Source organism: Shewanella sp. 433 (genome assembly GCF_059338565.1).
In genome coordinates, this window is sequence record NZ_CM181703.1 from 1,152,471 (window position 1) to 1,170,427 (window position 17,957).

General features: G+C 49.1%; 19 protein-coding genes. 15 read left to right on the plus strand and 4 right to left on the minus strand.

What is annotated here, in order from left to right:
* Positions 1 to 53 precede the first annotated feature (53 nt).
* Positions 54 to 1,421 carry an L-serine ammonia-lyase gene (locus AC5YB1_RS05190; protein WP_494520987.1) on the plus strand — a complete coding sequence of 456 codons (1,368 nt, stop codon included), beginning with the start codon at positions 54 to 56 and terminating at the stop codon, positions 1,419 to 1,421.
* Positions 1,422 to 1,517: 96 nt separating this feature from the next.
* Here the strand turns inward: AC5YB1_RS05190 and AC5YB1_RS05195 are convergent, their stop codons facing one another.
* Positions 1,518 to 1,961 (minus strand): GNAT family N-acetyltransferase, encoded by a 444-nt coding sequence (locus AC5YB1_RS05195; RefSeq protein WP_494520988.1) that lies wholly within the window; start codon positions 1,959 to 1,961, stop codon positions 1,518 to 1,520.
* A 144-nt stretch (positions 1,962 to 2,105) separates the two neighbouring features.
* On the opposite strand from AC5YB1_RS05195, the gene AC5YB1_RS05200 reads away from it, so the two are divergent.
* Both AC5YB1_RS05200 and AC5YB1_RS05205 read left to right on the plus strand, forming a co-directional pair.
* Positions 2,106 to 2,444, plus strand: a complete 339-nt coding sequence (locus AC5YB1_RS05200) for a hypothetical protein (protein WP_494520989.1) — start codon at positions 2,106 to 2,108, stop codon at positions 2,442 to 2,444.
* Between the two features lie 142 nt (positions 2,445 to 2,586).
* Complete coding sequence (locus tag AC5YB1_RS05205; RefSeq protein WP_494520990.1) at positions 2,587 to 3,906, plus strand: dicarboxylate/amino acid:cation symporter; 1,320 nt, start codon at positions 2,587 to 2,589, stop codon at positions 3,904 to 3,906.
* 127 nt (positions 3,907 to 4,033) lie between these two features.
* Here AC5YB1_RS05205 and AC5YB1_RS05210 read toward each other — a convergent pair whose 3' ends face one another.
* Positions 4,034 to 4,447, minus strand: coding sequence for an META domain-containing protein (locus AC5YB1_RS05210; RefSeq protein ID WP_494520991.1), 414 nt, complete (start codon positions 4,445 to 4,447; stop codon positions 4,034 to 4,036).
* Between the two features lie 155 nt (positions 4,448 to 4,602).
* Between AC5YB1_RS05210 and AC5YB1_RS05215 the strand changes: the two genes are divergently transcribed.
* Positions 4,603 to 4,809, plus strand: a complete 207-nt coding sequence (locus tag AC5YB1_RS05215) for a hypothetical protein (RefSeq protein WP_494520992.1) — start codon at positions 4,603 to 4,605, stop codon at positions 4,807 to 4,809.
* A gap of 22 nt (positions 4,810 to 4,831) precedes the next feature.
* Here AC5YB1_RS05215 and AC5YB1_RS05220 read toward each other — a convergent pair whose 3' ends face one another.
* Entirely contained in the window at positions 4,832 to 5,785 is a 954-nt protein-coding gene (locus tag AC5YB1_RS05220; protein WP_494520993.1) for a GGDEF domain-containing protein, read from the minus strand.
* 119 nt (positions 5,786 to 5,904) lie between these two features.
* Here AC5YB1_RS05220 and AC5YB1_RS05225 point away from each other — a divergent pair, with 119 nt between their 5' ends.
* The 6 genes from AC5YB1_RS05225 to AC5YB1_RS05250 all read left to right on the plus strand — a co-directional run bounded on the left by AC5YB1_RS05225 (position 5,905) and on the right by AC5YB1_RS05250 (position 9,422).
* A complete protein-coding gene (locus AC5YB1_RS05225; protein ID WP_494520994.1) occupies positions 5,905 to 6,453 on the plus strand; it encodes a GNAT family N-acetyltransferase in 549 nt (182 codons plus the stop codon).
* A gap of 76 nt (positions 6,454 to 6,529) precedes the next feature.
* Positions 6,530 to 6,895, plus strand: a complete 366-nt coding sequence (locus AC5YB1_RS05230) for a hypothetical protein (protein ID WP_494520995.1) — start codon at positions 6,530 to 6,532, stop codon at positions 6,893 to 6,895.
* Between the two features lie 159 nt (positions 6,896 to 7,054).
* A complete protein-coding gene (locus tag AC5YB1_RS05235; protein WP_494520996.1) occupies positions 7,055 to 7,510 on the plus strand; it encodes a DUF3429 domain-containing protein in 456 nt (151 codons plus the stop codon).
* Positions 7,488 to 7,877, plus strand: a complete 390-nt coding sequence (locus AC5YB1_RS05240; RefSeq protein ID WP_475514761.1) for a thiol-disulfide oxidoreductase DCC family protein — start codon at positions 7,488 to 7,490, stop codon at positions 7,875 to 7,877. The genes AC5YB1_RS05235 and AC5YB1_RS05240 overlap by 23 nt, the downstream gene beginning before the upstream one ends.
* Before the next feature lie 32 nt (positions 7,878 to 7,909).
* On the plus strand, positions 7,910 to 8,698 hold the full coding sequence (locus tag AC5YB1_RS05245) for an SDR family NAD(P)-dependent oxidoreductase (protein ID WP_494520997.1): 789 nt from the start codon (positions 7,910 to 7,912) through the stop codon (positions 8,696 to 8,698).
* Positions 8,699 to 8,789: 91 nt separating this feature from the next.
* On the plus strand, positions 8,790 to 9,422 hold the full coding sequence (locus AC5YB1_RS05250) for a flavin reductase family protein (RefSeq protein WP_494520998.1): 633 nt from the start codon (positions 8,790 to 8,792) through the stop codon (positions 9,420 to 9,422).
* Between the two features lie 99 nt (positions 9,423 to 9,521).
* Here the strand turns inward: AC5YB1_RS05250 and metK are convergent, their stop codons facing one another.
* Positions 9,522 to 10,676, minus strand: coding sequence for a methionine adenosyltransferase (metK, locus tag AC5YB1_RS05255; protein ID WP_475514758.1), 1,155 nt, complete (start codon positions 10,674 to 10,676; stop codon positions 9,522 to 9,524).
* Between the two features lie 528 nt (positions 10,677 to 11,204).
* Between metK and tkt the strand changes: the two genes are divergently transcribed.
* The 5 genes from tkt to AC5YB1_RS05280 all read left to right on the plus strand — a co-directional run bounded on the left by tkt (position 11,205) and on the right by AC5YB1_RS05280 (position 17,852).
* Positions 11,205 to 13,199 carry a transketolase gene (gene tkt, locus AC5YB1_RS05260; protein WP_494520999.1) on the plus strand — a complete coding sequence of 665 codons (1,995 nt, stop codon included), beginning with the start codon at positions 11,205 to 11,207 and terminating at the stop codon, positions 13,197 to 13,199.
* 137 nt (positions 13,200 to 13,336) lie between these two features.
* A complete protein-coding gene (gene epd, locus AC5YB1_RS05265; protein ID WP_494521000.1) occupies positions 13,337 to 14,356 on the plus strand; it encodes an erythrose-4-phosphate dehydrogenase in 1,020 nt (339 codons plus the stop codon).
* 124 nt (positions 14,357 to 14,480) lie between these two features.
* On the plus strand, positions 14,481 to 15,656 hold the full coding sequence (locus AC5YB1_RS05270) for a phosphoglycerate kinase (RefSeq protein ID WP_494521001.1): 1,176 nt from the start codon (positions 14,481 to 14,483) through the stop codon (positions 15,654 to 15,656).
* A gap of 179 nt (positions 15,657 to 15,835) precedes the next feature.
* Positions 15,836 to 16,900: a class II fructose-bisphosphate aldolase gene (fba, locus tag AC5YB1_RS05275; RefSeq protein WP_494521002.1), complete on the plus strand. Its 1,065-nt coding sequence runs from the start codon at positions 15,836 to 15,838 to the stop codon at positions 16,898 to 16,900.
* A gap of 196 nt (positions 16,901 to 17,096) precedes the next feature.
* On the plus strand, positions 17,097 to 17,852 hold the full coding sequence (locus AC5YB1_RS05280; RefSeq protein ID WP_494521003.1) for a DUF481 domain-containing protein: 756 nt from the start codon (positions 17,097 to 17,099) through the stop codon (positions 17,850 to 17,852).
* Positions 17,853 to 17,957: the final 105 nt, after the last annotated feature.

Genomic DNA, 17,957 nt, shown 5'->3' on the forward strand with positions numbered 1-17,957 from the left:
GAAGGCCGCCAGCTCAGTTATGGCTGGTCGGCCTCATAAGTGTAAGGTCTATTATGGTTAGCGCATTTGATATTTTTAAGATAGGTGTGGGTCCCTCGAGCTCACACACTGTCGGGCCGATGAAGGCCGCCAAAGGGTTTATTGACGACTTGCGTCAACGAGGCGAGCTGACTCAGCTCACACGAGTGACCGTAGATATTTACGGTTCCTTATCGTTAACGGGTAAGGGACACCATACTGATAGTGCCATCATCATGGGGCTGGCAGGTAACTTACCTGAAACGGTCGATATTGATTTAATGCCTGAGTTTATTCGCCAAGTGGAGCTGACATCAGCATTGCCACTGGGGGCCGAAGGCCACCGAGTCGACTTTCCCAAGGACGCGGTGGTGTTTCATCAACACGCCTTACCCCTGCATGAAAACGGCATGACGCTCAGTGCTTGGATAGGTGACACCTGCACCTACAGCCAAACCTATTATTCGATTGGCGGCGGCTTTATTGTCGATGAAGCCCATTTTGGTTTAGCCGCGGCCAATGAGATTGTCGTGCCTTATCCTTTTGCGTATGCCAGCGACCTGCTGAAATTGTGCGATGAGACCGGCATGAGCATCAGTGCCATTATGATGGCCAACGAGAAGGTGCTGCGCAGTGAGCGGAGCATACTCGACGGATTTGGCGCGATTTGGCGCACCATGAAAGAGGGCATTGAGCGCGGTTGTCAGAACGAAGGGGTGTTGGCAGGGCCACTGCGCGTGCCACGTCGTGCGCCGGCGCTGTTTCGCCAGTTAGTGACTAACGAGCGTTTATCATCGGATCCTATGGTGATTGTTGATTGGATCAACATGTTTGCCTTAGCGGTGAGCGAAGAAAATGCCGCTGGTGGCCGCGTAGTGACATCGCCCACCAATGGTGCGGCGGGGATCATTCCGGCGGTGCTGGCCTATTACGATAAGTTTATTCAGCCGGTGGGCGAGAAAGAGTATAGCCGCTTTTATCTTGCTGCCGGAGCCGTTGGTGGCTTGTACAAGCGTAACGCCTCGATTTCGGGTGCCGAAGTTGGTTGTCAGGGTGAAGTGGGGGTTGCTTGCTCGATGGCGGCCGCTGGGCTTGCCGAGTTGATGGGCGCTAATCCTTCTCAGGTGTGTATTGCTGCCGAGATTGGTATGGAGCACAACTTAGGTTTAACTTGTGATCCGGTTGCAGGCCAAGTGCAGGTACCTTGTATCGAGCGTAATGCGATTGCTGCAGTTAAGGCGATTAACGCGACTCGCATGGCGATGCGCCGTAACAGCGAACCTAGAGTCAGCTTAGATAAGGTGATTGCCACCATGTACGAAACTGGCAAAGATATGCATGTTAAATACCGTGAAACCAGCCAAGGTGGATTGGCGATTAAGGTCACCAGTATTTGTGCCTAATCATTAATTTCTAGCCGTTAGATAATGACTAACGCAGAAGAACAAACGCCCCTGAGACGATAAGTTGACTGGGGCGTTTTTGTTGGTGCAGCGAGACTATTTCTCTTCGTACATCAAGTAGTAGCTTTGCTCCATCCCCAAGGCTTGATAGGTTAGCTGCGCCTGAGTATTTTCCTGCTCGACATACAACCTAAAGCTCGCAGCGCCGCCATTTTGCGCGGCAAGATCTTTCACCGCCTGATAGAGTTTGGCGTAGATCCCTTGGCGTCGATTTTGCGGGCGAATATAGACGCTCTGGATCCAGTAATAATCTTTGGCGCGCCAATCGCTCCACTCAAAAGTGACCATCAGCGACCCGACAATCTCGCCCTCCACTTCTGCCACCAGATAAAAGCCTTTTTCTGGTTGCTTGAGTAGGGTTTTTACGCCCTCTGACAATACCTGTTCATCGAGGCTTAAGCCCTCGGTTTCATGGGCCATCGCCTGATTAAACTGCACTAAGGCATTCAGATCTGATAATTGGCCTTGTCTAATTTGCATGCTTCTCTCCTGTTAATAAGGGCGCTACTTTAGCATGCTTTGCTAGTGAAATTGAGTGCAATATCCTCGAACGCGCCTACGACTAAAGTCTAATTCTGCTAAACTTTAATAATGACGTTTTACTCTATTGTTATAGGTGAAGACATGCAGCAACGTAAACCCAATAGTGGTCATTACTATGGCGTTAAGCCGGCGGGGCAGCTAGCCATAAAACATCATAAAATCAGATTATTAACCAATCAATCTTATCAAAGTAACATTATCCATCATCGGCTGCACTTTATGCTAACCCTGTTAAGCTTTGGCTTGTGGGGCATAATATGGTGGCAACTGATATTAAAGTCTCAAGGTCGGCAAGGGCAGTTTTTTTATGGCTTTGACGATGCCTATTGGAGCCACTTGATTGAGCGCGAGCAACCGCCCGCCGCGTTGCATCAATTACACTTTGACCAACAGCCGCCGCGCGCGCAATTCGATGCTTAGCTGGCTGTGATGTGAGTGGGGGTACAACCAAAGTATTATGTGCTAATATCGCCGGCCTAATTGTGCTTTGATGGCTAACCGCTTCGGCGTATTGCGTTAGCATAGTCTCAGGCTTAATCTCTCTACACTCAAGGTTAATAACATGTCTCAAAAAACCTCATCTTGGCTAGGCCGAGCCTGGTCTGGCTGGATGTCTGTGCCTTTGTGGCTGCAAATTCTTATCGGTATGCTACTTGGGATCTCGGTCGGTATCGGTTTAGGTGAACAGGCTGTGGTGTTAAAGCCCATAGGCACTCTGTTTGTTAACACCATTAAAATGCTTATCGTGCCGTTAGTCTTCTGTTCGTTAATTGTCGGCGTCACCTCAATGCAAGACACCGCCAAGATGGGCCGAATTGGCTTTAAGTCGTTTGCCTTTTATCTCGGCACCACATCGATTGCGATCACAGTCGGGCTGGCGGTAGGTTACCTTTTACAACCGGGAGCGGGCTTAAATATGACGCCCGATGCGGGCGTCGCGGTGGCGAAAGAGGTGCCATCGGTGATGCAAACCTTGATCAATATTGTGCCAACTAATCCCGTTGCGGCGTTAGCCAGTGGCCAAATTTTACAGGTGATCGTGTTTGCGGTGGCGCTGGGTATCGCCTTGGTGCTGATTGGTGACCATGGAAAGCCTGCGATTAAGGTGTTTGAGTCATTGGCTGAGGCCATGTACAAGCTTACCGATATGATCATGAAACTGGCACCCTATGGGGTGTTTGGCTTAATGGCGTGGGTTGCTGGCCAATACGGCGTCGATATGCTGATGCCGCTTATTAAGGTGATTGTGGCTGTTTACTTAGGCTGCGCGCTGCATATTATCGGTTTTTACAGCATAGTGCTGACCACGGTGGCTAAGCTTAATCCATTGCAGTTCTTTAAAGGCATTCGCAGCGCCTTGGCCGTTGCCTATACCACATCAAGCTCGGCGGGCACCTTACCTGCCAGTATGAAGTGCGCCAGCGAATCTCTTGGCATTAATAAGAAGATCTCCAGTTTTGTGCTGCCATTGGGTACCACCATTAATATGGATGGCACCGCCTTATACCAAGGGGTGACAGCGCTGTTTGTGGCTCAGGCTTTTGGCATTGATTTAACGTGGGTGGATTACATCACCATTATTTTAACCGCGACGTTAGCCTCAATCGGCACCGCAGGTGTACCTGGTGCGGGACTAGTGATGCTGACCTTAGTATTAACCACTGTCGGCTTACCACTAGAGGGCGTTGCGATCATTGCTGGTATCGACCGTGTGTTGGATATGGCGCGTACGGTTGTCAATGTCTCGGGTGATTTAGTGGCCACAACCGTTATCGCTAAGTCTGAAAATGAGCTGGATATTGAACATTACAATGCCGATGCCGAGCAAAGTCAGATCATGGCCGATAAGGTTGAGCAGGCGGCACTGGAAAAAGCCAGCTAGGGGCTGTGATTCTTGAGGTGCACAGTCGCTTAAGCTAGCACTCATGCATCAACAACTGCTGCATAAAAAACCGCCGAGATGGCGGTTTTTTTATGGGCCTTGATGACGCAAAAGGGGGCGCTCACGCTTATTGCTTGCTTAGCACCAGTTGTGCTTCACCTTCGGCATCTTTAAGGACCAGTTTGCCGTTTGCTGATTCGGCGGTAGTGATTTTGCTCATTGCTTGCATCACGCGCTGCTCTTGGCTCATCAGGGCTTCGATACACGCTTTCATGGTGCTACCTGCTGGCGATAGCGTTAGCTGCGTACCTTCAAGTTTATATTGGCCAAAAAACTGATTACAGCTGTTGTTACCACTCAAGGTGCCATCGGCGGCAAAGATCAACTGGGCCGGACTATAGTCGATCACGCTTTGTCCTTGAGCCGCTTCGATATGCCACGTCCCCTCAATAGCAATAGCGGGAGCGTCGACGGATGTACTTGTTTGACAAGCGGATAGGCCAAGTAAGGCACTGGCAATAAATAAAAGCTTCTTTGACATGATAGAATCCATAAAAATTGAACTGACTATTCTGACAACGTTAACCAGATTAAAAAAGGGTGATTAACAGTTTTTAAGATGATTTTTTATTTATACAGATTTTACTTGACTATAGCCAAATTAAATTACCCTCCAGTGACATAAGGAATATAAATATGATGCTAGCACTTAAAGTCGCCCATTGGGTTGGCGTGTTAATGTTGCTGAGCGGGTTGACGATTTATGGCTTAACCTCTCTGGCCCAGCAGATAGACGGCATATTACTGGTGTCAAGCCTGATAGGCCTAGGTCTAGTATTGATGTCGCCATTTCCGGTAGTGCTGTTTATTCAATGGGGGCAAAAGCAAGAAAAACAAGAGTAATGCTAGCACTTGGTGCTCGGTGTTATTTTAGGCTAAAAACATTTGCTTTTACCGTTTGTTCAGCGCGCAATTGGCTCTTCGCCAGCTCGATCATCGGCGCGAGCTTTGCGGAGGACTCGGGGGTAAAAAAGGCGCTGCCCGAATCGAGTCGTAATAACCCACTTTGCTGTTTAAGGCTTTTTTTGACTCGCATGACAATGTGGTTGAGATCGCGCTCAGAGTCGACAAACACCAATACCACAAATTGCGTCTGATTATAGTGAGCGGCAATATCGGCGATACGAATAGTGTCTTGAATAATGTTGCCAAGCAGTCGTATATGTTTGCCTTCGATGACGTTTAACATGGGGGTTGGCGATAACTCGAATAGTAATATTCCGGCGTGGACGCCGAAGCGGCGGCCCAAATTCAATTGTCTGGGGGCCATCATTATAAAGCCATAATGATTGAGCATGCCGGTTTCGCGGTCACGCATCGATAAGGATTCGAGCCTTTGGCTTTGGCACAGCAAGGCCAAATCTTGCTGTAATAATACTTGGAAGGGCTCTAGCATAAATGACTTGATGCTGGGGATCTCATCGCCTTGAGTATTAAGGACACATAGGCAACCAAATACCGTGCCGTCAGGCCAATGTAGGGGCCGAGATAACATATTGCGCGCCGAGGCTAAATCGTCAGGAAGTGGGATGTTTTGGCGACTAAAGTCAAGATTAATGCCTTCTGGTTGGCTGTTAGATAAGCGATTAAATAGCCCTAAATCAGCGGAGTAAACCGTACCTGCAAGGTATTTTGGAGTGTCATTAATCGAGCTGACTATGACCTCGAACCCAAGGTCGGTTTGCTGCACTACAAAGGCGACTTCCGCTTGGTAGTAACGCTTCATTAACTCGCACTGATGCATCCAGCGGACTAAGTTTATCTGTGCGTTGTAATTTTCAAGTATACTGGCGCCGGTATCGATATTTTCTGGCAGCATGAGGCAACTGAACCATTAAGGTAATAGTCGTCTAAGTGTGGTCGTGGAAGCGGTATTTAGCAAATCCTCCGCCTAGGGTGCCGAGGGTACTTTTTAGTCGATAAGTTAACGAGAAAACCATGTTAGTAAGACGGGCTCAACTGGCCGACGCTGCAGCGATTGCCTTATTAGAACGTGAGCAAATAGAAGCCGAATTGGATCCCAGCCAGCGTGGTGGCGTCATGACGGGGCAAGCCTTTTCGGCCGCCGACATTAGGGTATTAATCGAGCAACATTGGATAGTGGTTGCCGAGCAGCAAGGGGAGCTCATCGGTTATGTGATTGCTGGTAAATGGTCGTTTTTTGAATCGTGGCCTATTTATCGTCGTTTATTAAGCCGCTTAGGTGAGCACTGTGTGGGCAATACCCGCTTGAGTCTGCACAATTGTTGCCAGTATGGCCCCATTTGGATCCATCCCAACCATCGAGGTCAGGGGCTGTTTAGCGCTATGGTTTTGCAGTTAAAGCAAGAGGTGTGCTCGCACTATCCCTTCATGTTGACCTTTATTGCCGAAGATAATGAACACTCATTTAATGCCCACACCCATAAGGCGGCGATGCAAGTGGTCGACTTTTTTGGTTTTGATGGCCGAGACTATTACTTGCTTGCCTGTGCCACCCAAACATAACCTAAGTGATGCTAAGTAAGCCATATGCTAGGATAGCGCCCCCTAGTTGCATGATCTATCGTTCGAGGAAGTGACCATGGCACCCGTATCGCTGCCCCCTTTTGTGCAAGGCTTATTGCAACCCTACGCCGAGTTGCGACTGAGCGCCTATGATAATGTGAAGCTCATTCGCGCCCTGCTCGCCGAGCAAGGTAAGCGGTGTGACTGTTGGCTAGTGCCTTTTAGGTGGGAGATCGCTCAGGCTCGAGAGCGTTATTTGGTGTGTTATCAGCAGTATTGGTTTGATTGTGGTTGGAGTAACGATTACAGCGCAGTCATTACCGCCGCCGAAACGCCAAGTGCCGAGCAACTGGCTTTAGCCAAAACGGTACCAGCGCCCACCTTAACGCTGCAACAGGTCTCTTTTATGTGTATGCAATACAGCCACTTTGACCATTGTTAAGCGAGTGCATGAACGCTCTGCTACCTTCCCAGAAAATCCCCCTAGCGAAGCGGCGATGTTAAGGCCCCCCTTTTAAGTTGCTATTAATAACGGGGCGGCGGTGATCGCTGCGCCTACCAGACACGTAATATCTCTATTTACTGTCAGCAGGGCGTCTGTATGTCTACCACCTATTCTATGTTGGGCTACGCGGGGTTATTGCCTTTTATTATCGCCACCGTCTTTATCTTGATGGGGATGCCGTTGCTGACCCTAGATCCCTTTATGCTGTTTGTCAGTTACAGTGCGGTCATCCTCTCTTTTTTGGCGGGCAGCTTATGGGGGCGACAGACTCATCAAGCCAACGGTATCAGCGATGATAAACAGCTGCTCACCAGTAATGTGATTAGCGTGTTGGCTTGGCTGGCGATCATCATTAACCAGTTATATGTCTCCTTGCTGATCTTAATGTACGGCTATGTGGTGATGTACCTAAAAGATAAGCGTCAATGTGAGCAGAAGGTGATTGCCGATGACTATATGGCGCTAAGGGCGCGATTAACCGGGGTCGCACTGACGTGCCATTTAATTATTATTGTGGTGGGGGGAGTAGATGAAACTGCGTATTTTTTATGATAGCCAATGTCCGCTGTGCGCCGCCGAAATGGCTAAACTGAGTCGCTGCGATAAGGCGGGGTTAATTGAACTTGCCGATTTAGCCGACGTTAATTTTGCCGAGCAATATCCACACATCGACGCCCAATATGCCAATCAGATATTACAGGGTGAAACCGACAAGGGCGAAATATTGCAAGGACTGGATGTCACTTATCTGGCCTGGTCGCTGGTGGGAAAAAAGCATTATGTGGCACCGTTACATTGGCCAATGGTTAGGCCTGTGGCCGATTTTCTCTACCTTAAGTTTGCCAAGCACAGACATAAGGTGTCTTATCTGCTGACTGGTAAAAAACGCTGCGACAGTGGCCGCTGCGGCATATCATGAGCGGCGCGGATCAAGTGCATGGCAATTCGTTAATGACACAGAGCGAATTAATCAAAGACTGTGCATTAGTGATCGGTGCCAGCAGTGGTATTGCCAAGACGCTAATAACCGAGTTGCGCCATGAATGTCCGGTTATCGCTATCAGTCGCCGCCTTGGGCATGATGTCGACCCTAAGCATCATGGCCGTGGCGAGGCGATTCACTCCCCAAGCCGTCACCACAGCGGTCATCATAGCCTTGAGTATTACCGCTGTGACAATAGCGATAGTGCCATCGCAGGGGTAATCGCAACGCTGATGAGCGGTCAGGTGCGGGTCACTCGGGTGTACATTTTTAACGGCGTGCTGCATCAAGCGGGCCTGAGTCCAGAGAAACGTCTAGAGGAGATAAGCGCCGAGTCGATGCAAACTCTGTTTCATATTAATAGTGTTATCCCCATGCTTTGGCTCAAGCATTTATTGCCGTTGGTGAAAGGTCAAACGCCCTGCGTGGTGACTGTGCTGAGCGCCCGCATCGCGAGTATTAGCGACAATCGTTTAGGCGGTTGGTATAGCTACCGCGCCTCAAAAGCCGCGCTGAATATGTTGCTGCAAACGGCGGCGGTGGAGTATGCCAGACGGGCTAAAAATGTTGCCTTGTTGGCGTTTCACCCAGGGACAACCGACACCGAACTATCCAAACCATTTCAACACAATGTCGCTAAAGAGAAACTCTTTACCACCGAATTTGTCAGCCAGCGTCTGCTTAAGGTTAGCACTGGGCTTGCGCCATCGTCGCACGCCTATTTTATCGATTGGGATGGCAAGGCGATATCATGGTGAGTCTGTCATTGCATAGGGTTGTATTGCCCCCCATTTTTGTCGTTCATCAAGCTAAACCACCAATCTAAATAGCCAAGGAAGATATTCTGTAATGCATATTAGTCATGACTCATTAAGCCAATTAGAACGCCGTTATCGCGCGCAGTTAATCAATAGTTTGTCGGGGTTTAAAAGTGCTAACCTGATAGGTACCCAAGACACTTTGGGGCGCACTAATTTGGCCATCATTAGTTCAGTATTTCATTTAGGCGCCGATCCCGCGCTGGTGGGGTTTATTAGTCGTCCAGACACAGTGCAGCGAGACACCTTAGCCAATATTATTGCCACCGGCAGTTACACCATTAATCAGGTGAATAGCGATATTTGGCAGCAGGCACATCAAACTTCGGCGCGCTACGACAGTGGTCAGTGTGAATTTAGCGCGGTGGGGCTGACCCCAATGCATCAACCACAAGTGGTGGCGCCCTTTGTGACCGAGAGTCGATTAAAATATGCCGTGAAGTTAGAAAGTTATCAAACTATCGAACTAAACCAAACTCTGTTAGTGATAGGCCGAATTACCGATATTTGGCTCGATGATGTGGCGCTTAAGCCCGACGGCAGTATTGACATTGAAAGCTTAAATACCGTCTGCGTATCGGGTCTCGATTGCTATCATACGACCGAGCGGTTGGGGCGGCTGAGCTATGCTAAGCCAGATAAACCATCGGTTATCATCGATTAATGTGCGCAGGCTGTGACAAGATTCAGTCACAAAGACTGCTACCAAAAACAGCCACAAAAAAACCGCCATATTGGCGGTTTTTTTATAAGCTTGCTGCGATTATAGCTTAGCGTCGGCGCGAAGGGCGTCGGCTTTATCGGTGCGCTCCCAAGGGAACTCGTTACGACCAAAGTGACCGTAAGCCGCAGTGGCTTGATAGATTGGGCGAGCCAAATCTAACATTTCGGTTAGGCCGTATGGGCGCAGGTCGAAATGCTGACGAACCAGCTTAATCAACACCTCTTCAGACACTTTACCGGTACCGAAAGTTTCAACACTGATAGAGGTAGGCTCAGCGACACCGATAGCGTAAGACACTTGGATCTCACAGCGATCGGCAAGGCCAGCGGCAACGATGTTCTTGGCCACATAACGCGCCGCGTATGCTGCACTGCGGTCAACTTTCGATGGATCCTTACCAGAGAAAGCCCCACCACCGTGACGCGCCATTCCGCCGTAAGTATCGACGATAATTTTACGACCCGTTAGACCACAATCGCCGACAGGACCACCAATCACAAAACGGCCTGTTGGGTTGATGAAGTACTTAGTATCTTTGGTTAACCACTTAGCGGGCAGCACAGGCTTAATGATGGTTTCCATCACGCCTTCAATCAGATCTGGCTGGCTTACGCTGTCACAGTGTTGAGTAGACAGGACTACCGCATCGATACCAGCAATGCTGCCATCGCTGTTATAGGCAAAAGTGACCTGACTTTTCGCATCTGGACGTAACCAAGGTAGGGTATTGTCTTTACGCACTTCCGATTGACGCTTAACCAACTTATGCGAGTAAGTGATCGGGGCTGGCATCAATACGTCGGTTTCGTTGTTGGCGTAACCAAACATTAATCCTTGGTCGCCAGCGCCTTGCTCTTTAGGATCGGCGCGATCAACACCTTGATTGATATCGGGCGACTGTTTACCGATGGCATTAAGTACGGCACAAGAATCGGCATCAAAGCCCATATCTGAGTGGGTATAGCCAATTTCACGCACGGTCTTACGGGTGATCTCTTCGATATCAACCCAAGCCGAGGTGGTCACTTCACCGCCTACCAATACCATGCCGGTTTTAACGTAAGTTTCACATGCCACGCGCGCCTTAGGATCTTGCTCTAAGATCGCGTCGAGTACCGCATCAGAAATTTGATCGGCGATTTTATCTGGATGACCTTCTGAGACCGACTCAGAGGTAAACAAGTGCTTTGCCATAATGGAAAATCTCGTCTGTAAACAATTTGATTCTGTAGAAGTATCTACATCTAGACGGCTATTTTAGTGGAAATCACGCTAGATAACACCCCTTTCGATAAAAATTGTGGGGTAAAGCGCAGTAAATCGCAGCATTCCCAGACCGACACGGGTGCCTAAATGTAGCTAACAAATTGTAATTCATCACCTAATTATCTTTTAGTGATGATTTAATCTCCGAGTCTCTGGGGATGATTTTTTGTCATATTGCCACTCAATTACCACATAAGACCCTAAGAGTGATGAGGCGGCGTTAGCCATTTGATCTCAATGTGGCGGTGAGGTGTTATTACTAGGTTAATATCATGGAGCAATGGGCTTAAGTTGACACATGGTCACGACTCCTTAAGCCTACATATACGGGTTCTACTGCTTAGATCGGGTTAATCTGGGCAATTTGGCGAATTTTATTTGCGTCCCACCGCCTAGTAGGGGAAAATATGCGTCCACAATTGCCCGCAAAATCCCCAATAATAAGCAGGAGAGAGCATGTCATCTCGTAAAGAACTCGCAAACGCTATCCGTGTGTTAAGTATGGATGCCGTTCAAAAAGCCAACTCAGGTCACCCAGGTGCCCCAATGGGAATGGCAGATATCGCTGAAGTGCTTTGGAATGACTTCCTTAAGCACAACCCGACTAACCCAAACTGGGTTGACCGCGACCGTTTCATCTTATCTAACGGTCATGGCTCGATGCTGATTTACTCTCTGCTGCACCTTACTGGTTACGCACTTCCCATCGAAGAACTGCAAAACTTCCGCCAGCTTCACTCTAAAACCCCTGGTCACCCAGAATACGGATACACCCCAGGTGTTGAAACCACCACAGGGCCACTAGGCGCGGGTATCAGTAACGCGGTTGGTATGGCGATTGCGGAAAAAACCCTGGCGGCGCAGTTTAACCGTCCAGGTCACGATATTGTCGACCACTTTACCTACTGTTTCTTAGGTGATGGTTGTTTGATGGAAGGCATCTCACACGAAGCTTGTTCATTGGCGGGCACCTTAGGTCTAGGCAAGCTGATTGCATTTTGGGATGACAACGGTATCTCTATCGACGGTCATGTTGAAGGCTGGTTCACCGACGATACACCTAAGCGTTTTGAAGCCTATGGCTGGCATGTGATTGCCGATGTGGACGGCCATGACAGCGAAGCGATTAGCAGCGCAATAGAAGAAGCTAAGTCAGTCACTGACAAGCCAACCATGATCTGCTGTAAAACCGTTATTGGCTTTGGTTCTCCTAACAAGTCTGGCAGCCACGACTGTCACGGCGCGCCACTAGGCGATGCTGAAATCGCCGCTGCCCGTGAATTCCTTGGTTGGGAACACGCGCCATTTGATATCCCAGAAAACGTTTATGCGGGTTGGGATGCTAAAGACGTGGGCGCAAGCAACGAATCGGCTTGGAATGAAAAACTGGCCGCGTATGAAGCTGCGTTCCCAGAATTGGCTGCCGAATATAAGCGCCGCGTGATCGATGGTGAATTGCCAGCCGATTTCGAAGCGAAAGCACAAGCCTTCATTAAAGAATGCCAAGAGAAAGGCGAAGGCATTGCTAGCCGTAAAGCGTCACAAAATGCCATTGGTGCTTTTGGCGCTATGTTGCCAGAACTCCTTGGTGGCTCAGCTGACCTTGCCGGTTCTAACTTGACGCTTTGGTCTGGTTCTAAAGGCATTCAAGACGATGCTGCCGGTAACTACATCTATTATGGTGTACGTGAATTTGGTATGAGCGGCATCATGAACGGTGTGTCTCTGCATGGTGGTTTCATCAACTACGGCGCAACCTTCATGATGTTTATGGAATACGCCCGTAATGCGGTACGTATGTCGGCACTGATGGGTATTCAAAACATCTTCGTTTACACCCATGACTCTATCGGTCAGGGTGAAGATGGCCCAACTCACCAACCTGTTGAGCAGCTCGCTAACCTGCGTATGACTCCTAACATGATGGTATGGCGTCCATGTGATGCGGCCGAAACGGCAGTCTCATGGAAGAATGCTATCGAGCGCCGTGATGCACCAACATCGCTTATCTTTAGCCGTCAAAACCTACCCGCTCAAGCCCGTACCGATGAGCAGTTGGCTAACGTGGTGAAAGGTGGTTATGTGCTGCGTGATTGTGCTGGTACACCTGATGTCATTTTGATTGCTACAGGTAGCGAAGTGCAACTGGCACTGGACTCTGCCGCTGCATTAACTGAGCAAGGTAAGCAGATTCGTGTGGTTTCTATGCCATCGACCAATGCGTTTGATGCACAAGATGCGGCCTACAAAGAGTCGGTATTGCCACGCGCTGTAACTAAGCGTGTTGCTATCGAAGCGGCTCACGTTGATTTCTGGCATAAGTATGTTGGTTTCGACGGCGCAGTCGTGGGCATGACCACCTTCGGTGAGTCAGCGCCAGGCGGCGAACTCATGAAATACTTCGGCTTCACCGTTGATAACGTAGTGGCGACCGTTAACGACTTGTTTTAAGCGTTAGTGTGAGTCGAGGCGTGAGCAGCTTAGTGGCTCACGCCAGATGGGACGGCTTATCTGGTGTTGATATCAGGTAAGCCGTTGTCGCATCAACAGTATGCGAGCAGGGATAGAGTGAGGAGTCAAGGCGCTTAATGATCAAAGTTGCTATCAATGGATATGGCCGTATTGGTCGTTCAATTCTTCGTGCCCTGTACGAGTCGGGCAAGCGCGACCGCATTCAAATTGTCGCCATTAATGAACTGGCTAAACCTGAAGCCATGCTTCACTTAACCCAATACGATACCACTCATGGTCGCTTTCAAACCCCGACGTCATTGGTCGATAATATTATGACGGTGGGTGATGACCGTATTCAGTTATTGCATCAACGCGATGCCAGCCAATTGCCTTGGGCTGAGCTGGATATCGATATCGTGTATGAGGCCACTGGTGCCTTAATCGATAGGCAAGCCTGTGAGGCGCACCTGCAAGCAGGGGCCAAACAAGTGCTGATTAGCCATCCATCATCGAGTGATGTCGATGCCACCATAGTTTATGGGGTTAACCACGATACGCTACAGGCCCATCACTCCATCATCTCTAATGCGTCTTGTACCACCAACTGCCTAGTGCCCATTATTGAGGTGCTCGATAGAGCCTTTAAGGTTAAGAGTGGCGCGATAACCACTATCCATTCGGCGATGAACGATCAGCAGGTGATCGACGCCTATCACGACGACTTAAGACGAACCCGCGCGGCGGGGCAGTCGATCATTCCGGTCGATACTAAACTGGCACGGGGTATCGAGCGCATCTTGCCACAAATGAAAGATAAATTTGAGGCCATATCGGTGCGCGTGCCCACTATCAATGTCACCGCCATCGATTTATCGGTGACCATAGACAAGCGCGTCGATATCGACACAGTTAACCAAGTGCTGGCACAAGCGGCTAATGGCTCCTATCAAGGAGTGGTGGGCTATACTAATGCGCCATTGGTGTCATGTGATTTTAACCATGATCCGCGCTCATCGATTGTCGATGGCACCCAAACTCGGGTGAGTGATGGCCATTTAGTCAAACTATTATTGTGGTGTGATAATGAGTGGGGTTTTGCCAACCGTATGCTCGACACCAGTTTAGAGATGATTAACGCCGTAAGGGCGCAGTAAATAAGCCTACAGTAGGCTTAGCCGCTGAGTGTTAATCTAGGTGGAACGTCCCTAATTAGCCACAGCATGAACCGGTTTTGTATTAACTTTTATCTTTTAACTTTTGAACTTAAGGAAACGTAAAATGACGATTATCAATATGTCAGCGTTGGATCTACAAGGGAAGCGCGTGCTGATCCGTGAAGATTTAAATGTTCCGGTCAGTAATGGCGTGGTGACCAGTGATGCGCGTTTGCGTGCTTCACTGCCAACCATCAAGTTGGCATTAGCAAAAGGTGCGGCGGTCATGGTGATGTCTCACCTAGGGCGCCCAACAGAAGGCGAGTACAACAGCGAGTTCTCTCTGCAGCCTGTGGTCGATTACCTTGCTAAAGCACTCGATTGCCCTGTGCGCCTAGCGACCGACTACCTTGACGGTGTTGAGGCTAACGTGGGTGAAGTGGTCGTTTTTGAAAACGTGCGCTTTAACCTTGGCGAAAAGAAAAATGATGCAGCGCTATCTAAAAAGCTTGCCGCCTTGTGTGATGTCTATGTGATGGATGCGTTTGGCACAGCTCATCGCGCCCAAGCGTCTACCCATGGTGTCGGTCTTTATGCGCCTATTGCCTGCGCAGGTCCGCTATTAGCAGGAGAGTTAGAAGCATTAGGTAAGGCGATGGACAACCCTGCGCGCCCATTGGTAGCGATTGTCGGTGGCTCTAAAGTGTCAACCAAGCTGACAGTGCTTGAAAGCCTATCAGGCATAGTTGATCAGTTAGTGGTAGGTGGCGGTATTGCCAATACCTTTATCGCAGCGGCCGGTCATGAAGTGGGCAAGTCACTGTATGAGGCGGACCTTATCGATGAAGCCAAGCGCCTTGTTGCTAATGCACAAAGTCGCGGCGCTGATATCCCTGTGCCCACGGATGTGGTGGTGGCTAGCGAGTTTAGCCCAACAGCGACGGCCACACTCAAAGCGGTGGATGCGGTCACCAGTGATGACATGATCTTTGATATCGGCCCCGACAGCGCCGAAGCCCTAGCTGAGATCCTAAAAAATGCCGGTACCATCGTCTGGAATGGCCCGGTAGGCGTATTTGAATTTGACCAATTTGGCGAAGGCACTAAGCGAATTGCACAGGCGATTGCCGAGTCATCTGCTTTCTCTATTGCGGGCGGTGGTGACACGCTTGCTGCGGTCGACAAGTACGGTATTGCCGATAAAGTATCTTATATCTCAACCGGTGGCGGCGCCTTCTTAGAGTTTCTCGAAGGTAAAGAGCTGCCTGCTGTGGCGATGTTAGAGAGCCGCGGCGAATAAGGGTTACAGAATAAGTAACACGAATCATTCATATTATAAAAAAAACCGCTGACGATGTGCAGCTGCAGGATGTGGCTGCCATCGTTAGTATAAAAATCTGTCCAAACGATAGTGACCTCGGTGACTAAGTTAATGGTTAATTAACACGTTAACTTACACCCTATTATTGGAGTAAAAAAATGGCCTTAATTTCCCTACGTCAACTGTTAGACCATGCCGCTGAACATAACTATGGTGTGCCTGCGTTTAACGTTAACAACCTTGAGCAGATGCGTGCCATTATGCAGGCCGCTGAAGCAACCGACAGCCCTGTGATCGTACAGGCATCGGCAGGTGCGCGTAAGTACGCCCGTCCTCAGTTCCTTAAGTACTTGATGGCAGCGGCGCTTGAGCAGTACCCAGATATCCCTGTGTGTATTCACCAAGATCATGGTACTGATCCTGATATCTGTCAGCGCTCTATTCAGCTTGGCATGTCATCTGTGATGATGGATGGCTCATTGATGGCCGACGGTAAGACGCCAGCATCATATGAGTATAACGTCGATGTGACCCGTAAAACCGTTGCCTTTGCTCATGCTTGTGGTGTGTCGGTTGAAGGTGAAATTGGTTGTCTAGGTAGCCTAGAAACGGGCATGGCCGGTGAAGAAGATGGTGTGGGCGCCGAAGGCGTGCTTAGCCATGACCAACTGCTAACCACACCAGAAGAAGCGGCGCGCTTTGTACGTGACACCCATGTCGATGCACTCGCCATCGCCATTGGTACCAGCCATGGTGCTTACAAGTTTAGCCGTAAGCCTACCGGTGATGTGCTACGCATTGATCGCATCAAAGAGATCCACGCGCGTATTCCTAACACTCACTTAGTGATGCACGGTTCATCTTCAGTGCCACAAGAGTGGCTTGAGATCATCAACCAGTATGGCGGTGCTATTCCGGAAACTTACGGTGTACCGCTTGAGGAGATCGTTGAAGGTATCAAGCACGGCGTACGTAAAGTGAATATCGATACCGATTTACGTTTGGCATCGACAGGCGCGGTACGTAAGTTCTTGGCTGAAAACCCAAGCGAATTTGACCCGCGTAAATTCCTTAAAGCGTCGATGGAAGCTATGGCCGATATCTGTACTACGCGCTATGAAGCCTTTGGCTGTGCGGGTATGGGGTCTAAGATTAAGCCTAAATCACTACAAGCGATGTACAAGGCGTATCAATCTGGCGAGTTAGATCCAAAAGTAAACTAAGTTAAGTTTGCCTGTAAAAAACCACCGTAAGGTGGTTTTTTTATGCCTACAAATAACGTCCCCACCACAAGTCAAGCAATGCTAGCCATCTGCTAGTCGATAAATGAGCTGATGCAAGCTGCATTTTCATTTTTGTATGGTGAATGTTAAGATTGCGCCAATTTTAAGGGACTTCGACAACATAGGTAACGTGAAAATGGGTAACGTGACAATTAACAAACTGCTGACAACGACTGCAATTTTGCTAGCAACCCCCTTTGCCGCCCATGCCGGCGCTGATTTTGTTAAGGGTGATAAAACCTTTGCGGCCGATGCCGAGCTAGGAGCCACGGTGACCACAGGTAATACCGAAACCACGTCTCTAAAAGGGCGTTTAGACATGAAGCATGAGCTGGGTAATTGGGAGAACCAATACCTACTTGAGGCGCTGTATAAAGAAGATACCGGTGAAGAGACGGGTAAGCGTTACTACGGTTTAGTGCAGGGCAACTATAAGTTTGATGACGTCAATTATATGTTTGCCAATGCCAATCACGAGATTGACCCTTTTACTGGTTTCGATTCTAAATCAACCGTTTCTGTCGGTTATGGTCATAAGTTTATCGACACCCCTAAGACCTTGTTTGCTATCGAAGTGGGTCCTGGTTACCAGTACAAGCGCCTAGATGAGGAGAGCCGCTTAGCCGCGGGTTATGACAGCGAGAAAAGCTGGGTTGCTCACGGCGTGATGAATTTTGAGACAGAAGTTTCAGACAGCGCTACCTTTAAGCAGTTGTTTACCGCCGATTACGGTGAGAGCTTAGAAGGCCGCTCTGAAACCTCTATTACTGCCAATATTGCTGGCGCTCTGGCGATGAAATTTGCCGTGGTCGTACGTTATAACAGCGAACCCTTGGATGATAAAAAGAGTACCGACACCGAAACCAATATGACCTTGCTGTATTCTTTCTAAACCAGTACTCACGCCATAGACAGCGTTTGATGCACGCGATTAAACTTGCTGCTTTGCTTGCCATGGTAATGCATTGAACTTTCGGACATAAAAGCGCCCATAGGG

Coding starts and splice junctions, on each gene's coding strand:
- epd (WP_494521000.1), top strand. CDS start 13,337: ATGATCAAAGTTGCTATCAATGGATATGGCCGTATTGGTCGTTCAATT.
- AC5YB1_RS05200 (WP_494520989.1), top strand. CDS start 2,106: ATGCAGCAACGTAAACCCAATAGTGGTCATTACTATGGCGTTAAGCCG.
- AC5YB1_RS05225 (WP_494520994.1), top strand. CDS start 5,905: ATGTTAGTAAGACGGGCTCAACTGGCCGACGCTGCAGCGATTGCCTTA.
- AC5YB1_RS05195 (WP_494520988.1), bottom strand. CDS start 1,961: ATGCAAATTAGACAAGGCCAATTATCAGATCTGAATGCCTTAGTGCAG.
- AC5YB1_RS05230 (WP_494520995.1), top strand. CDS start 6,530: ATGGCACCCGTATCGCTGCCCCCTTTTGTGCAAGGCTTATTGCAACCC.
- tkt (WP_494520999.1), top strand. CDS start 11,205: ATGTCATCTCGTAAAGAACTCGCAAACGCTATCCGTGTGTTAAGTATG.
- AC5YB1_RS05250 (WP_494520998.1), top strand. CDS start 8,790: ATGCATATTAGTCATGACTCATTAAGCCAATTAGAACGCCGTTATCGC.
- AC5YB1_RS05240 (WP_475514761.1), top strand. CDS start 7,488: ATGAAACTGCGTATTTTTTATGATAGCCAATGTCCGCTGTGCGCCGCC.
- metK (WP_475514758.1), bottom strand. CDS start 10,676: ATGGCAAAGCACTTGTTTACCTCTGAGTCGGTCTCAGAAGGTCATCCA.
- AC5YB1_RS05215 (WP_494520992.1), top strand. CDS start 4,603: ATGATGCTAGCACTTAAAGTCGCCCATTGGGTTGGCGTGTTAATGTTG.
- AC5YB1_RS05245 (WP_494520997.1), top strand. CDS start 7,910: ATGACACAGAGCGAATTAATCAAAGACTGTGCATTAGTGATCGGTGCC.
- AC5YB1_RS05270 (WP_494521001.1), top strand. CDS start 14,481: ATGACGATTATCAATATGTCAGCGTTGGATCTACAAGGGAAGCGCGTG.
- AC5YB1_RS05190 (WP_494520987.1), top strand. CDS start 54: ATGGTTAGCGCATTTGATATTTTTAAGATAGGTGTGGGTCCCTCGAGC.
- AC5YB1_RS05235 (WP_494520996.1), top strand. CDS start 7,055: ATGTCTACCACCTATTCTATGTTGGGCTACGCGGGGTTATTGCCTTTT.
- AC5YB1_RS05205 (WP_494520990.1), top strand. CDS start 2,587: ATGTCTCAAAAAACCTCATCTTGGCTAGGCCGAGCCTGGTCTGGCTGG.
- AC5YB1_RS05220 (WP_494520993.1), bottom strand. CDS start 5,785: ATGCTGCCAGAAAATATCGATACCGGCGCCAGTATACTTGAAAATTAC.
- AC5YB1_RS05210 (WP_494520991.1), bottom strand. CDS start 4,447: ATGTCAAAGAAGCTTTTATTTATTGCCAGTGCCTTACTTGGCCTATCC.
- fba (WP_494521002.1), top strand. CDS start 15,836: ATGGCCTTAATTTCCCTACGTCAACTGTTAGACCATGCCGCTGAACAT.
- AC5YB1_RS05280 (WP_494521003.1), top strand. CDS start 17,097: ATGGGTAACGTGACAATTAACAAACTGCTGACAACGACTGCAATTTTG.